This is a genomic window from Azospirillum largimobile (genome assembly GCF_977007025.2).
In genome coordinates this window covers 1,237,843-1,252,789 of the sequence record NZ_CDRMUA020000001.1, presented here as the reverse complement: position 1 = coordinate 1,252,789, position 14,947 = coordinate 1,237,843, and the positions used below count along the sequence as shown (strand labels likewise).

Genomic DNA, 14,947 nt, shown 5'->3' with positions numbered 1-14,947 from the left:
GGGGAGAAAACCCGATGAAGCACCTGTTCGCCGCCGGCCTGATGGCGGCCGGCCTGATGACCGCGCTTCCTGCACTGGCCCAGGACAAGCTGTCCGTGATGCTGGACTGGTTCGTCAACCCGGACCACGCCCCACTGGTGGTGGCGCAGGAGAAGGGCTTCTTCAAGGATGCCGGTCTTGAGGTGACGCTGACCGCTCCGGCCGATCCCAACGACCCGCCGAAACTGGTCGCCGCCGGCGGCACCGACCTTGCCGTATCCTACCAGCCGCAGCTGATCCTGCAGGTGGCCGAAGGGCTGCCGCTGGTCCGTGTCGGCACCCTGGTCTCGACTCCGCTGAACTCCGTCGTCGTGCTGCGCGACGGGCCGGTGAAGACGCTGAAGGACCTCAAGGGCCGCAAGATCGGCTTCTCCATCGCGGGCTTCGAGGATGCGCTGCTGGGCGCCATGCTGGAAAAGCACGGGCTGAGCCTGAAGGACGTGGAACTGGTGAACGTCAACTTCTCGCTGTCGCCGTCGCTGCTGTCTGGTCAGGTCGATGCGGTGGTCGGCGCCTTCCGGAACTTCGAACTGAACCAGCTGGACATCGAGAAGCATCCCGGCCGCGCCTTCTATCCGGAGGAGGAAGGGGTGCCGCCCTATGACGAGCTGATCCTGGTCGCCCACAAGGCCAAGGCCAACGATCCGCGCTTCAAGCGCTTCCTGGCGGCGGTGGAGCGCGCGACGCTCTACATCCTGAACCATCCGGAGGAATCGCAGGCCGCCTTCGTCAAGGGTCGGCCGGAGTTGAACGACGAACTGAACCGCCGCGCCTGGGCCGACACGCTGCCGCGCTTCTCCCACAGCCCGGCCGCCCTGGATGCCGAACGCTACACACGCTTCGCCGAGTTCCTGAAGGAGCGCGGCCTGATCAAGGAGGTGGCGCCGGTCGACCAGTATGCGGTGGTGGTGAAGTAATCCGCGGCTTGACGAGATTGCCTTCCGGGCCGGCGGCGCGTTACCTAGAGGAAAACCGCTCCGCCGCCCAATGATCGGCGACAGCATAAATCGGGAGATGCAAGGGTATGCCGATCAAGACCATCCTGCTGCACATGGCCAACGACGACGCCCACGCCGGCCGGATGGCCGTTGCCGCAGCGCTGGCCAAGCAATTCTCCGCCCATATCCAAGCGCTCTACGTCGCCACCCCGGTGTCGATGCCGGCGGGCGCCACCGGCCGGGCTGCTTCATACGTCTTCATGGCGGAAGCCACCGCCATCGCCCATGAGAATGCCGAGCGGATCGAGCGGGAGGTGCAGCAGGCGCTGAACGGCCTGTCGTTTGACTGGACGGTCGAGGAAGGCGATCACGTCGAATTGCTGGCCGAACGGGCTTCCTACGCCGATCTGGTCGTGGTGGCGCAATCGGCGGCAGTCCGGGCGGGGGAGCGCGTGTCCCTTCACAACATCCCCGACCGCCTGCCCCTGGAGACCGCCACCCCGGTGCTGGTCCTGCCGCCGGGCCAGCCGGCGACCGCCGCCATCGGCCGGCATGTGCTGGTCGCCTGGAAGAACAGCCGCGAATCGGCCCGCGCCGTCCGCGCCGCCATGCCCTTTCTGGAGACGGCGCAATCCGTCACCGTCCTGACGGTGGAGCCGCCCGGCCAACGGAGCGACGAGGCGGCCGCGCTGGTCGACTGGCTGCACCGCCACGGCATCGCCGCCCGCCCGCAATCGGTCATCGCGTCCGGCGGCGAGGTCGGCGAGATGATCCTGTCCTGCTGTACCGACCAGGGCGCCGACCTGCTGGTGATGGGCGCCTACGGCCACTCCCGCCTCCGCGAACTGGTCCTGGGCGGCGCCACCCGCACGGTGCTGGAAGAGCTGACGCTGCCGGCTTTGATGACGCATTGAGGGTTGTTGGGGGCGGCGTTTGCCCCCACTCCCCACTCACCCGAACAGCTGCCCATGCAGCGCCTGCCAGCTGGCCCGGTCGGGCGCCAGCAGGATGCTTCCCCGCAGCAGCCCCGGCCGATAAGGCGTGCCGTCGATCAACGCCGAATAGCCGCCGGCCTCGGCGTGCAGCAGCACACCGGCGGCGTGGTCCCACGGCATCAGGCGGTGGTAGAGCGAATAATGCGCCCGCCCCTCCAACAGGCGGAGATACTCCTGCGCGGCGCTCGACAGGCAGGCGCGCTCGCCGAGGCCCGCGCTCCGCTCCTCCAACTGCCGGCTCATCTCTTCGGGGCAGAAACGGGTGGACAGCGCGCCGACCATCTGCGGCAGCGGCACCGCCGGCGCGACGTGGACTTGGCGTCCGTCGAGCCATGCCCCCTGCCCTTTCACCGCCGTCGCCATCCGCCCATCCACCGGGTCGTGGATCCAGCCGGCGACCGTCTCGCCCTTGCAGGCGAGCGCCACGATCACCGCGAACATCGGCCGGCCCTGGGCGAAGTTGATGGTGCCGTCGACCGGATCGATGATCCAGACCGGATCGTCGCCATGGATGCGGTCGAGCACGCGCTCGTCCTCCGACGCCGCCTCCTCGCCGATCACGCGGCTGCCGGGCAGCAGGGCCGACAGCGCGGGGGTCAGCGCGCGTTCCGCCGCTTCATCCGCCAGGGTGACGAGGTCGGTCGGCCCGGTCTTCTGCCGGATGCCGGAGGCGTCCAGATTCTGGAAGTAAGGCATGATCTCCGTCCGGGCGACGGAACGGATCAGGTCGGACACGCGGTCGAGGTCGGGAAGCGGGAAATCCGTCATGGTTGGACGCTCTCACTGCATTCGTGGTGTTGGGCCGTCACGGCTTTGCCGCCGGCTTGGCCGGATGGCTGTCCAGCTTCAATGTCGGATCGCCGCCGCCGGGGTTGGTCAGCAGCACCTTGCCGTCCAGCCCGCTGTCCTTCAGCGCCTTCGACAGTGCGTCGAGCGTGGCGCGGTCGGCCGCCGCTGCCGCGGCTTCCTTGGCCTGATCGGGCGGCGGCGGCGGCGGCACCGGACCGCCCTGTGCCGGTTGTCGCGGCGCATTGGGGTCGATCCGCGGTGGCGGTGGCGGAGTTGGCGGGGGGCCGGCGGTTTCCTTCTCGGGCTCCGGCGGTGGAGGCGGCGGCTGCCAGAGGCGGAAACAGTCGGTGAAGGCCGGCTGCTTGCACTCCTTCAGCAATTCGACGGCATCCGGTGCGATGACCAGCGGTACGTCGGGGGCGAGGGGAAGTGGTTGCGGCGGGGGCGGAAGCGGGTCTTCCGGCGGGACCTCCGGCTCTTCGACATAGCCGGGCGGAAGGGGCGTTCCGGGGCGCAAGGGCTCCGCCGCATACGGCGCCGCAGACGGCAGGGCGAGCGCCAGAAGCACCGGCAAGACCGGCAGCAGGCGACCGGCACCGGTCAGGACGGAACGGGGGGAGCAACGGAGCACGACAAGACCGCGGCGATGGCGAACGGCCCATTATGGCCCGCCATCACCCGCGCAGTCATCCATCAAGCGTGTGTCAAATCACCATCATGCGGCGGCGCGGTGGTTCCCTTCGGGGAAGCCGGCGGACCGCCGCCCCTCGCCATAGCCCCAGGCCGACAGTTCGCGGCAGATCGCGGCGATCTTCGCAGCCTCGTCGGCATTCGGCTCCCGCTGCGCGGCAGCGTCGATCAGGCGGATCAGCTTGGCACGTCCTTCGGGGGTGCGCGACAACTCCTGCAACCGCAGCAGCGCCGCACCCGGCGGCAATTTCTCCTCACGGGCCACGAGAGCCACCTGATCGGCGAGGAAAGCCGTGATCGAAAAACACGACGGATCGGTTTGCAACCGCATTGGCAGTCCTCCTCCTGGGGGAGCGCGTTGCTCCGTTCCCATAATCGGACCCCAACGGGGAAATGACCACGCCGCATTCGTCGTAAGACCGGAGTAGGGTGCAACAGGTCATAGCCGATCGTTGCACCCATTCCGTTTGGCCAGTGCGGTGAGGCACCGCTTAAGGTTGCCCCAGCCGCATAGGCCATACCGTACCGTCAGGCTTGGGAGTGCGGCTGGAACCGCTTCTCGAACCGTGCGAGGTCAGCCGGGTCGAGGGAAACGTGCAGATGCGCCCGCTCCTCGTCGTCCCGGCGTTCCAGCACCTCGCCCTTGGCATAGAGCCAGGCGAGCGCCGCACCGTCGCCCAACTCGACCGACAGGTCGACCACCTGCCGGTTGACGTTCATCCGCTGGTCCAGCAGGCGGTCGAGGTCGTCGATGCCCTCGCCGGACAAGGCGGAAACCGCAACCGCGCGCGGGTTGCGGCCGGTCTGGGCCAGAATCGCCGCGCGGCTTTCGCCGTCCAGCGCGTCGATCTTGTTCAGCACCTCGATCACCCGGTCGTCCGTTTCCGGATCGATGTCCATGTCGGACAGCACCTCATGGACGTCGGCCTTCTGGGCGTCGCTGTCGATGTGGGCGATGTCGCGGACATGCAGGATGATGTCGGCGGCATCCACCTCCTCCAGCGTGGCGCGGAAGGCGGCGACAAGGCCGTGCGGCAGGTCGGAGATGAAGCCGACGGTGTCCGACAGGATCACCTTGCGCCCGGACGGCAGAGTCACCTGCCGCATGGTGGGATCGAGCGTGGCGAACAGCAGGTTCTGGGCGAAGACGTCGGCATTCGCCAGCCGGTTGAACAGCGTCGATTTGCCGGCGTTGGTATAGCCGACCAGCGCCACCACCGGGTACGGCACCTTGGCGCGCGCCTTGCGGTGCAGGCCGCGGGTACGCCGCACCTCCTCCAGTTCCTTCTTGATCTTGATGATCCGGTCGCCGATCAGGCGGCGGTCAAGTTCGAGCTGGGATTCACCGGGACCGCCGAGGAAGCCGAAGCCGCCGCGCTGCCGTTCCAGGTGGGTCCAGGACCGGACGAGCCGCGACTTCTGGTAGGTCAGCGAAGCCAACTCGACCTGCAGCATGCCTTCCCGCGTGCGGGCGCGGGCGCCGAAGATCTCCAGGATCAGGCCGGTCCGGTCGATGACCTTGGCCTTCAATGCCCGTTCGAGGTTGCGCTGCTGCACCGGCGACAGGGCATGGTCGAGGATGACCAGCGTCGCCTCGTTCTCCTCCACGACCTGTGCCAGATGCTCCACCGTGCCGGAGCCGAGCAGGGTCGATGGCTGCGGCCGGTTCACCTTGGCGCATTCGGCATGGATCACTTCCAGCTGAATCGCCTGGGCAAGACCGATCGCCTCCTCAAGCCGTGATTCGGGAGGGCGCAAGTCCCCGTCCGCCTCGTTGCGGAGGACGGGGTGGACCACGATGGCCCGCGCGGCGCCTTCCGGGGCCGCGCCGTTACCATTGGTCAAGGGATCAGACGCTTTCACCTTCCTTGGGCGGCTCGAAAAGTTGAATGGGATGGGCCGGCATGACCGTCGAGATTGCGTGCTTGTAAACGAGCTGGGAGTGCGCGTCGCGCCGCAGCAGTACCGAGAAGTTGTCGAACCAAGTAATGATGCCCTGGAGTTTCACGCCGTTCACGAGAAAGACGGTTACGGGAGTCTTGTTCTTGCGGACGTGGTTCAGAAACACATCCTGCACGTTCTGGCTTTTTTCAGACATTTTTCATGCCCCCTTCTTCAATGTTCTTGGGACCCCTTGTCTAAAGGCGGTCCGCTCCCCGTTTCACGGTGTAGGTTTGGTGCGCGCAGGTACCGTCTCGACAGCCGTATGGAGGGATATGGTATCACCATTGCCATCCACCAAGCCACACAGGACGCTCTGCAGCGCCGTGCAGTCGGTGTGGCGATGGGCGGGAGGAAAACGGTCGAAGCCGCTCCCCTCGCCGAGCCCTATTAGCACCGGAACGAGACCGGCGCCATGGGCGCATTCCATGTCGATGTCGGCATCGCCGAGAAACCAGACGTCGGGCCCGGGTTCGATCCCCGCCGGCTCCAGCGCCATCCGCACCGGGGCGAGGTGCGGCTTGTCGAACTCCGCGTCCTGGGCGCCGACAAGCTTGCCGAAATAGCGGGTCCAGCCCAGCGCATCGGCTTCCGCCCGCAGGAACTTGCCGTTCTTGTTGGAGACGACAGCCTGATAGACGCCCTGCTCGTGGAAATGGCGCAGAAGGGTCTCCGCGCCGGGCAACGGCTTCAGCCCGTCCAGGTGATGTGCTGCGAAATAGCCGTAGAAGAGGTCGCGCGCCTCGGTCCAGCTGTCGCCGAAGATTCTCGGAAAGCTGTCGCGCAGCGACGCCTTGATCCGCTCGCGCGCCTCCTCCGCACTCCAGGGGGCGAGGCCGAAGGACACCAGCGCATGGTTCAACGCCTCGCGCACGGTGTCCCAATTGCTGACCAGGGTGTTGTCCCAGTCATAGATGACGGCGCGCGGCAGGGTGATGGGGGCTGGACAGGCGGACAATCCAATTTCCTTTACGCAACTCACGACTCTCGGGCACCCGTATATAGCTCACGACAGCGGAGCCGTCAGGCACGCCGTTCGCTTAACGGAAAAATTGTGTAAGTTTTAATTTAATCAATTTATTTGCTCGGTTACTCTCGATTGGTGTTCGTGATCGCCAAACATCCAAAAGCATTCAATGATGTCGATAGGAGCGCCAAATGCTTGCATTGCTTTTTGTTCTGATCGCATTGCCCTATGCGATTGTCGCTGGAATAATTCAAGAAGCCACATACAACGGAAAGAAGCGGAAAGATATCAAGAAGAACATTATCATATTCTTCATTCCGGCCATTTACACAACGACAATAGATAGAAATGTATTTATCGAGCAATGGTTCATATCGCCAAAAGATACGATTGCGTTGTTTGGTGATTTTCCTCTGATATATATATCCTACGCCGCCGGCATTTATATGGCATTTCAATTTATAAAAATTGGATTCTTTAATGGAGTGGGTAATTTCAGTATATTTAAGTTTGCTGGTTTTACGCTCTTTCTCTACGGTTCTTTTATATACGGGATGGCAAACTACAACAAAATTATTCTAGGATATCGGTTGCCAGTAATTTGGATGATGATTGTTGGATTTATGTATTTCTCATTCATTGCTGGTATACACGCTGTTTTTCCTAAGATCATACTCGCGTCAAATGTATTTGGATTTGCGGCGAGTTATTTTTCGGGAGAAAAGCTATATATTGACGATTATTTTCTAGTTCTTGAACTTTTTCCGGAAGTGTCTGGAGTTGTCGGACTGATCATCGTTCTGGCGTCAACCTTCTGCTCAGCCTATAGCTTCGGCGTCGAAAAAGGATGGTTGCGTCATCTCGAATTCAACACCTGATGAAGAGCGCAAGTCCACTGCTGAATCTTGGTCTTGCGCTCTGCAATCCGGCTCGGAATTGTCGATAAAGGCACCACTCACTCGATGAACATCTTCCCCTTCTCGCTGCCGTGGACGCCGAGCGACTTCAGCTTGCGGTGAAGGGCGGAGCGCTCCATGCCGACGAAGGACGCGGTGCGGGAGATATTGCCGCCGAAGCGGGTGACCTGGGCCAGCAGATATTCGCGCTCGAACACCTCGCGTGCCTCGCGCAGCGGCAGGCCCATGATCTCGCCGCCCTTGTCCCATTTCAGAACGGTCGGTGTGATGGCGCCGATCTCCGGCGGCAGGGTGTCGGCGCGGATCGGCTCCTTCGGGTCGCCATGCGCCATGATCAGCAGCCAATCCACCACGTTGCGCAGCTGGCGCACATTGCCCGGCCAGTCATAGGCCTGGAGGGCCGCCATCGCATCCTCGCCGAATTCGCGGATCGGCAGGCCGGATGCCTCGGCGGAGCGCTGCATGAAGTGGCGGGCCAGCACCGGGATGTCCTCCCGCCGCTCTGCCAGCGAGGGCACGCGGATCGGCACCACCGACAGGCGGTAGAACAGGTCCTGGCGGAAGCGACCCTGCTCGATTTCCGCCTGGAGATCGCGGTTGGAGGTGGCGATGACGCGCACGTCCACCTCGACCCGCTGGCCGCCGCCGACGCGCTCGAACACCTGCTCCTGCAAGGCGCGGACGATCTTGCCCTGGGTTTCCAGCGGCATGTCGGCGACCTCGTCCAGCAGCAGCGTGCCGCCATGCGCCTGCTCGAAGGTGCCGATCTTGCGGCCGGGGCCGTCGACGCCGGCCTCGGTGCCGAACAGCTCCATCTCCAGCCGTTCCGGCCGCATGGTGGCGCAGTTCAGCCCGACGAACGGGCCGCCGGCCCGGCGGGAGCGGGCGTGGATCAGGCGTGCGACCACCTCCTTGCCGGCGCCGGGCGGGCCGGAGATCAGCACGCGGCTGCCGGTGGGCGCCACCTTGTCGATCGACTGGCGCACCTGGTTGACCGCCGATGACCGGCCGATCAGTTCGGCATCGCCGCCGGCGCGCAGCTTCAGTTCCTGGTTCTCGCGCTTCAGCCGCGCCGCCTCGATGGCACGGTCTACCATCAGCAGCAGGCGGTCGGCCTTGAACGGCTTCTCGATGAAGTCGTAGGCACCGACCTTGATCGCCTGCACCGCGGTTTCGATGTTGCCGTGGCCGGAGATCATGATGACCGGCAGGTTCGCATGGTCGCGCATCAGCTGTTCCAGGATTTGCAGGCCGTCCAGCCTGCTGCCCTGCAGCCAGATGTCGAGCACGACGAGGCTCGGCCGGCGCGCCGCCACCTGGGCGAAGGCCTGATCGGCGTCGGCGGCCTCGCGGGTCTTGATGCCTTCGTCGTTCAGGATGCCGGCGATCAGCATCCGGATATCAGCTTCGTCGTCGACGATCAGAATGTCATGCGCCATGGGCTTCGTGCCTCATCTCTCCGCCGGTCTCCGCCGGCCTGTCGTCACGGCCGCCCGCGTCGTTCGCGGCCGTAACCGGGTGCGGAACGACCAGGGTCACGCGCGCCCCGGTCCCGCCTTCGCGGTCCTCCAGGGTCAGCACGCCGCCATGGTCCTCCATGATCTTCTTGACGATCGCGAGCCCCAGCCCGGTGCCCTTGGCCCGCGTCGTCACATAGGGTTCGGTCAGCCGGTCGCGCTGCTCGCCGCCGGGAAGGCCCTTGCCGTTGTCCTCGACGGTGACGACGACCTTCTCGCCGTCATCCTCCACCGCGATCGATACCTCGCCGGGCGGCAGTTCCGACCCGTCGGCGGGCTGGCCGCGCCCTTCGATGGCGTCCGCCGCGTTCTGCAGCAGGTTGGTCAGCGCCTGCGAGATCTGACGGCTGTCGCAGGCCACCGTCAGCGGGCCCGCCGGCAGCCGCGTCTCGAACCGGATCCTGCCGGTGTGCGCGCTGGATTGCAGGAACACCGCCTGCCGGACGAGATCGTTGATGTTGACCGGCTTCATCACCGGCTGCGGCATGCGCGCGAAGGCGGAGAACTCGTCCACCATGCGGCGGATGTCGTCCACCTGCCGCACGATGGTGTCGGTGCACATGGTGAAGACCTCCGTATCGCTGGAGATCTCCTTCAGATACTTGCGGCGCAGCCGTTCGGCCGAAAGCTGGATCGGCGTCAACGGATTCTTGATCTCATGCGCGATGCGGCGGGCCACGTCGGCCCAGGCCGCCTTGCGCTGCGCCGACACCAGTTCGGTGATGTCGTCGAAGGTGACGACATAGCCGCGCACATTGCCGTCCCGCACCTCGGCGGCGATGCGGACCAGCAGGGTCAGCATCGGCTTGCCCGGCCGGCGGACATGGATCTGGTCCTGCACGACGCGGCCGGGCTTCTTCGGCGCGTTCTCCAGCAATTCGCCCATGTCCGGCAGCAGTTCGACCAACGGCAGGCCGACCAGCCGCTCCGGATCGTCCTCGCCCAGCAGGCGCGCGGCGGACAGGTTCGGCAGGTTGATGACGCCGTCGGCATCCAGGCCCAGCACGCCGGCCGACACACCGGACAACACCGTCTCGGTGAAGCGGCGGCGTTCGTCCAGCAGGCGGTTGGTCGACAGCAACTCCCGACGCTGTCCCTCGATCTCGGTCGTCATGCGGTTGAAGGCGCGGGACAGCAGGACGAACTCGTCCTCTCCCGGCGGTTCCGACACGCGGACGGTCAGGTCGCCGGCACGCACCCGCTCTGCGGCGCCGATCAGCGCGCTGATGGGGCGGACCAGCCGGGTGGCGAAGTTCAGGCCGGCCCACACCGCGGCCAGCAGCAGCAGCATCGCCACGACCAGGAAGATCAGGGTGAAGGTGATCTGCAGGCTGCCGCGCTGGTTCTCCAGTGCGCTGTATTCCTTCACCGCCCCCTCGGCCGCCGCCATGTGCTGCAGCACCCGCGGCTCCACCATGCGGCCGACATAGAGGAAGGTGTCGGACATCCGGTCCAGGCTGACCAGCGCGCGCACGCGGTCGTCGGATTCCTTGACGATCAGCGCGACCTCGCCGTTGCGGGCCTGCTGGAGCTTCTCTTCCGGGATCGGCTCGAACTCAAGGGTGAAGGTGTAGCCGACGCGGGCGACGATGGCGCCGGTGGTGCCGTTGAAGACGATGGCCTCCGACAGGGCGCGCAGCATCGCCTGGGTGGCGACGACCTGCTCGAACCGCTGCGGATCGCTGGAGAAGCGCGCCTCCTGCGATAGGTCGTTGGCCATGGCCAGGGCATCGGCGCGGATGTTCTGCTGGTGCTCGTGCAGATAGGCGCTGGCGACCACCAGGGATTCGTTCACCGCCGTGCGGACGCGGTCGCTGAACCAGCTCTGCACCCCGACATAGAAGAACAGGGTCGAGAAGACGGTCATGATGATGGCGGGCGCCACCGCCAGCACGCTGAACACCAGCACCAGCCGGGTGTGCAGCCGCGAACCGGCAAGCCCGCGCCGCCGCCCGATCAGGATCGCCACGATGCGCCGGGCGATCAGCACGCCCAGCGTCAGCAGGATCGCGAGGTCGAGCGTCAGCAGAAGCGTGACCGTGCGCGGGTTGGCCTGCCCGAAGGGCGCGCTTTCGGTCATCGCCGCATAGGTGGCGAAGCCGGCGGCGAGCGCCGCCAGCGACAGGGCAAAGGCCAGCCGCTTGCCCAGGCCGACCCGCCGGGACCATTGAAGGAACTTCTGCCAAACCGGCATCTGGCCGGCCGCAGGGGTGTCGGTTGTCAGGGGCATGTTCCGGCGCCAATCTGTTGCCGGAAAGATACACCTCTGTTGCGGCCCTGCCAAGATGCAATGGCTCTGTCTTTCGGACAGGGCGTCGATATGCCGGCCGATATGGGCTGCAGGGACGGATGTGCGCCGTAAGATGCGCATCCGTCCGTGCCAAGACTGTGTCACAATTTTGGCACGGATCGGTTGCGGTGGTGTGGCGGGACCGCTATTTGATGCCGCGCATCACCTGGATGTCCAGGTCACGGATCTTCTTGCGCAGGGTGTTGCGGTTCAGCCCCAGCAACTGGGCGGCCTTGATCTGGTTGCCGCGGGTCGCCGATAGGCTGAGAGAGATGAGCGGCCGTTCGATCTCGCGCAGGACGCGGTCATACAGGCCGTTGGACGGCATGCCGTCCTTGTGCGCGGCGAAATAGTCCTTCAGATGACGTTCGACCGCGGACGACAGCCCTTCGCTTTGCGGCTCCTCCACCGGCTGGGCGGCGGGGGTGGCGTCGGCAAGCTCCGCCTCGATCACATCCAGGCCGATGACCTCCTGCGAATAGAGGGCGGCCAGCCGGCGGACGAGGTTTTCCAGTTCGCGCACGTTGCCCGGCCAGCGGTAGCGCTTCAGCCGGTCCATCGCCGCCTGATCGATGCTTTTGGCCGGAAGCCCTTGGGCGATGCCGATGTTCAGGAAATGGCGGACCAGCAGCGGGATGTCTTCGGTGCGCTCGCGCAGCGGCGGCAGGCGGATCGGCACCACGCACAAGCGGTAGAACAGATCCTCGCGGAACAGGCCCTGGCGGATCAGCGTGCGCAGATCGCGGTGGGTCGCTGCGATGATGCGGACGTCGGTCTTGATCGCGGTGCGCCCGCCGACCGTTGTGTATTCGCCCTCCTGCAGCACGCGCAGCAGGCGGGTCTGGGCGTCGAGCGGCATGTCGCCGATCTCGTCCAGGAACAGCGTGCCGCCCTGCGCCTGCTCGAACCGGCCGGTCGACCGGTTGGTTGCACCGGTGAAGGCCCCCTTCTCGTGGCCGAACAGTTCGGATTCGATCAGTTCGCGCGGGATGGCCGCCATGTTGATGGCGACGAAGGCGCCGTTGCGCCGCTTGCCGTAATCGTGCAGCGCGCGGGCAACCAGTTCCTTGCCGGTGCCGGACTCGCCGGTGATCATCACCGTCAGGTCGGTGCCCATCAGGCGCGCCAGCACCCGGTAGATTTCCTGCATCGCCGGCGACCGGCCGATCAGGGGAAGCTGTTCCTCGCTCTCCTGATCGCCGCCGGGCATGGCGGCGGGGGCGTTGTTGGCGTTCAGCGCGCGTTCGACGACCGACACCAGTTCCTTCAGGTCGAAGGGCTTGGGCAGGTATTCGAAGGCTCCCCGCTCCGCCGCCTTCACCGCGGTGATCAGCGTGTTCTGCGCGCTCATCACGACGACGCGCAATTCCGGCCGCAGCTTCTTGATGCGCGGGATCAGGTCCAGGCCGTTTTCGTCCGGCATCACCACGTCGGTGATGACCAGATCCCCCTGCCCGTCCGCAACCCAGCGCCACAGGGTCGCGGCGTTGCCGGTGGTGCGCACCTCGTGCCCCAGGCGGGCGAGGGCTTGCGTCAGGACGGTGCGGATGGCGCGGTCGTCATCCGCGATGAGAATGGTCGCCGCGCTCATCAACGACTCCCCCGGCCGCCCTTGGACTGCGAGCCAGCGTCAGAAATCTTCGAATTCCCGGTAAGTTTCGAGTCTTCGTATTTCGAATCATCGTACATCGGCAGCGACACCTTGAAGACTGTCCGGCGAGGCTGGCTGTCGAACTCGATGGTTCCGCCATGGTCGCCTATGAGTTTCGCCACCAATGCAAGACCAAGGCCAGTCCCGTTCACCTTGCTGGTCACGAAGGGATCGAACAGGTTCGACTGCAGGTCTTCCGGAATGCCGTCGCCATTATCCTGAACCGTCACCAGCAGCGGCAGATGCCTGCGCGTGTCGCCACCCGGCAGGGCCATGCGCACACCATGCTGGTAGGAGGTCGTCAGCGTGATCTCGCCGCCTGATTCCGGTGCAGCCTCTGCCGCATTTTTGATCAGATTCAGGAAAACCTGCACAAGTTGATCGCGATTGCCGTAAACGGGAGGCAGTGACGGGTCGTAACGCTCGACAAAGCGTATTTTTCGGGCAAACCCGCTCTGGGCGACCTTGCGCACATGCTCCAGCACGGTGTGGATGTTCACCGCGGCCCGTTCCAGCGGCCGTTCGTCGGAAAACACCTCCATCCGGTTGACCAGCGCCACGATGCGGTCGGCCTCGTCGCAGATCAGCCGGGTCAGCACGCGGTCCTGGTCGCCGGCATTCTCCTCCAGCAGCTGGGCGGCGCCGCGGATGCCCGACAGCGGGTTCTTCACCTCATGCGCCAGCATCGCCGCCATGGCGGTGACGGAGCGCGCGGCGTGGCGATGGGTCAGCGAATGGTCGATCTTGCGGGCCAGCGAGCGCTCATGGATGGTCAGCACCACATGGTCGGGCGGATCGCCCATGGCCGCCACCTGCACCGTCACATGGTGCGGGCCGATGCGGGGCGTATCGATGACGACGCCGTCCTGCGACACCCGGCGGCTGCCGCGGCGCACCTGCTCGATCAGCCCCATCACCGGGCTGTCAGGCGGCAGCAAATCGGGCAGCGGCATGCCTTCCATGGCGTTGGCGGACAGGTCGAAGAACTCCTGCCCTTCCAGGTTGACGAAGCGGATCTCTCCGTTGCCGTCCACCACCAGCACCGGATCGGGCAAGCTGTTCAGCACCACCAGGGAATCCAGCCGCGGCGCCCGCAAGGCACCCGACCGGTTGCGGCCACGCTGGCCCGGGGCGGTGCCGCGGCTGGTCATGGGTACGGGGTCCATCAGGCGGCCATCCTTTCGATTGCCGGTTCGTAGAAGGCACGGATGCGGTCACGCACCGCGTCGGGATCGCCCAGCCGGTTGACCTCCTGCCGGAACTCGTTGGAGTCGCGAAGGCCGGTCGAATACCAGGACACATGCTTGCGGGCGACCTTGATGCCGCCGTCCGTGCCGTAATGGCTCAGCATGCTGTCGAAATGCTCCAGCAGCGTGTCCATCTGATCAAGTAGCGGCGGGTCGGGCAGCCTTTCGCCGGTGCGCAGGTAGTGCATCACCTGGGACGGGAACCAGGGACGGCCGTAGCTGCCGCGGCCGATCATCACGCCGTCGGCGCCGGACTCCGCCAATGCCTGGTCCACCGCCTCGAAACTGGTGATGTCGCCGTTGACCACGACGGGGATCGACACCGCGTCCTTCACATGGCGGACATAGGTCCAGTCGGCGGTGCCGGTGTAGAACTGCATGCGGGTGCGGCCATGGACCGTCACCATCTTGATGCCGCACTGCTCGGCGATGCGGGCGAGGTTCGGGGCGTTGCGGTTGGTCTCATCCCAGCCCAGCCGCATCTTCAGCGTCACCGGGATGCCGACGGCCTTCACCACCGCCTCCAGGATGCGGCCGGCCAACGCCTCGTCCCGCATCAGGGAGGAGCCGGCATGGCCGTTGACCACCTTCTTCACCGGGCAGCCGAAATTGATGTCGACAACCGCGGCGCCGCGATCCTCGTTCAACTTCGCGGCTTCGGCCATCACCTCCGGCTCGCAGCCGGCGAGCTGGACGGCCATCGGGAATTCCTCGGGCTCGGTCTCCACCATGCGCAGGGTCTGGCGGTTCTCGCGGATCATCGCCTGGCTGGCGATCATCTCCGACACCACGAGACCGCAGCCCGCGCGCTTCACCAACCGGCGGAACGGCAGGTCGGACACGCCCGACATGGGCGCCAGGATCACCGGTCCGGCGAGCGTGATGGGTCCGATTTGTATGGTCATTCTCACCTGCCCGATTGATGGGCAAAACAACAAAGTGCCAACATTTTAAGCAAGTTATCAC

At 65.4% G+C, this 14,947-nt stretch carries 14 protein-coding genes; 3 read left to right on the top strand and 11 right to left on the bottom strand.

Features of this window, described 5'->3' with window-relative positions; all coding sequences use genetic code 11:
- Window positions 1–14 precede the first annotated feature (14 nt).
- Window positions 15–956, top strand: a complete 942-nt coding sequence (locus ACWPKK_RS05870; protein ID WP_452001706.1) for an ABC transporter substrate-binding protein — start codon at window positions 15–17, stop codon at window positions 954–956.
- Between the two features lie 107 nt (window positions 957–1,063).
- Entirely contained in the window at window positions 1,064–1,891 is an 828-nt protein-coding gene (locus ACWPKK_RS05865) for a universal stress protein (RefSeq protein WP_452001703.1), read from the top strand.
- Window positions 1,892–1,927: 36 nt separating this feature from the next.
- On the opposite strand, the gene ACWPKK_RS05860 is transcribed toward ACWPKK_RS05865, so the two are convergent.
- The 6 genes from ACWPKK_RS05860 to ACWPKK_RS05835 all read right to left on the bottom strand — a co-directional run bounded on the left by ACWPKK_RS05860 (window position 1,928) and on the right by ACWPKK_RS05835 (window position 6,350).
- The gene (locus ACWPKK_RS05860; protein ID WP_452001700.1) at window positions 1,928–2,740 is read right to left on the bottom strand and encodes an inositol monophosphatase family protein; all 813 of its coding nucleotides are present in this window, start codon (window positions 2,738–2,740) and stop codon (window positions 1,928–1,930) included.
- A 37-nt stretch (window positions 2,741–2,777) separates the two neighbouring features.
- Window positions 2,778–3,392 carry a hypothetical protein gene (locus tag ACWPKK_RS05855; protein ID WP_452001697.1) on the bottom strand — a complete coding sequence of 205 codons (615 nt, stop codon included), beginning with the start codon at window positions 3,390–3,392 and terminating at the stop codon, window positions 2,778–2,780.
- A gap of 84 nt (window positions 3,393–3,476) precedes the next feature.
- The gene (locus tag ACWPKK_RS05850; RefSeq protein WP_194914752.1) at window positions 3,477–3,782 is read right to left on the bottom strand and encodes a hypothetical protein; all 306 of its coding nucleotides are present in this window, start codon (window positions 3,780–3,782) and stop codon (window positions 3,477–3,479) included.
- Between the two features lie 197 nt (window positions 3,783–3,979).
- Window positions 3,980–5,248 carry a GTPase HflX gene (gene hflX / locus ACWPKK_RS05845; RefSeq protein ID WP_452004724.1) on the bottom strand — a complete coding sequence of 423 codons (1,269 nt, stop codon included), beginning with the start codon at window positions 5,246–5,248 and terminating at the stop codon, window positions 3,980–3,982.
- A gap of 52 nt (window positions 5,249–5,300) precedes the next feature.
- Window positions 5,301–5,549, bottom strand: a complete 249-nt coding sequence (gene hfq / locus ACWPKK_RS05840; protein WP_012974114.1) for an RNA chaperone Hfq — start codon at window positions 5,547–5,549, stop codon at window positions 5,301–5,303.
- A gap of 63 nt (window positions 5,550–5,612) precedes the next feature.
- Window positions 5,613–6,350, bottom strand: a complete 738-nt coding sequence (locus tag ACWPKK_RS05835; RefSeq protein ID WP_452001693.1) for an HAD family hydrolase — start codon at window positions 6,348–6,350, stop codon at window positions 5,613–5,615.
- A gap of 200 nt (window positions 6,351–6,550) precedes the next feature.
- On the opposite strand from ACWPKK_RS05835, the gene ACWPKK_RS05830 reads away from it, so the two are divergent.
- Window positions 6,551–7,237 (top strand): hypothetical protein, encoded by a 687-nt coding sequence (locus tag ACWPKK_RS05830; protein ID WP_452001690.1) that lies wholly within the window; start codon window positions 6,551–6,553, stop codon window positions 7,235–7,237.
- A gap of 77 nt (window positions 7,238–7,314) precedes the next feature.
- On the opposite strand, the gene ntrX is transcribed toward ACWPKK_RS05830, so the two are convergent.
- The 5 genes from ntrX to dusB all read right to left on the bottom strand — a co-directional run bounded on the left by ntrX (window position 7,315) and on the right by dusB (window position 14,886).
- Entirely contained in the window at window positions 7,315–8,715 is a 1,401-nt protein-coding gene (ntrX, locus tag ACWPKK_RS05825) for a nitrogen assimilation response regulator NtrX (protein WP_149221641.1), read from the bottom strand.
- Window positions 8,705–11,023, bottom strand: coding sequence for an ATP-binding protein (locus ACWPKK_RS05820; RefSeq protein ID WP_452001687.1), 2,319 nt, complete (start codon window positions 11,021–11,023; stop codon window positions 8,705–8,707). Before ACWPKK_RS05820 ends, ntrX begins: the two co-directional genes overlap by 11 nt.
- Window positions 11,024–11,228: 205 nt before the next feature.
- Entirely contained in the window at window positions 11,229–12,674 is a 1,446-nt protein-coding gene (gene ntrC / locus ACWPKK_RS05815) for a nitrogen regulation protein NR(I) (protein ID WP_452001684.1), read from the bottom strand.
- Window positions 12,674–13,900, bottom strand: a complete 1,227-nt coding sequence (locus ACWPKK_RS05810; protein ID WP_452001682.1) for a two-component system sensor histidine kinase NtrB — start codon at window positions 13,898–13,900, stop codon at window positions 12,674–12,676. The genes ntrC and ACWPKK_RS05810 overlap by 1 nt, the downstream gene beginning before the upstream one ends.
- A complete protein-coding gene (gene dusB, locus ACWPKK_RS05805; protein ID WP_452001679.1) occupies window positions 13,900–14,886 on the bottom strand; it encodes a tRNA dihydrouridine synthase DusB in 987 nt (328 codons plus the stop codon). Before dusB ends, ACWPKK_RS05810 begins: the two co-directional genes overlap by 1 nt.
- Window positions 14,887–14,947: the final 61 nt, after the last annotated feature.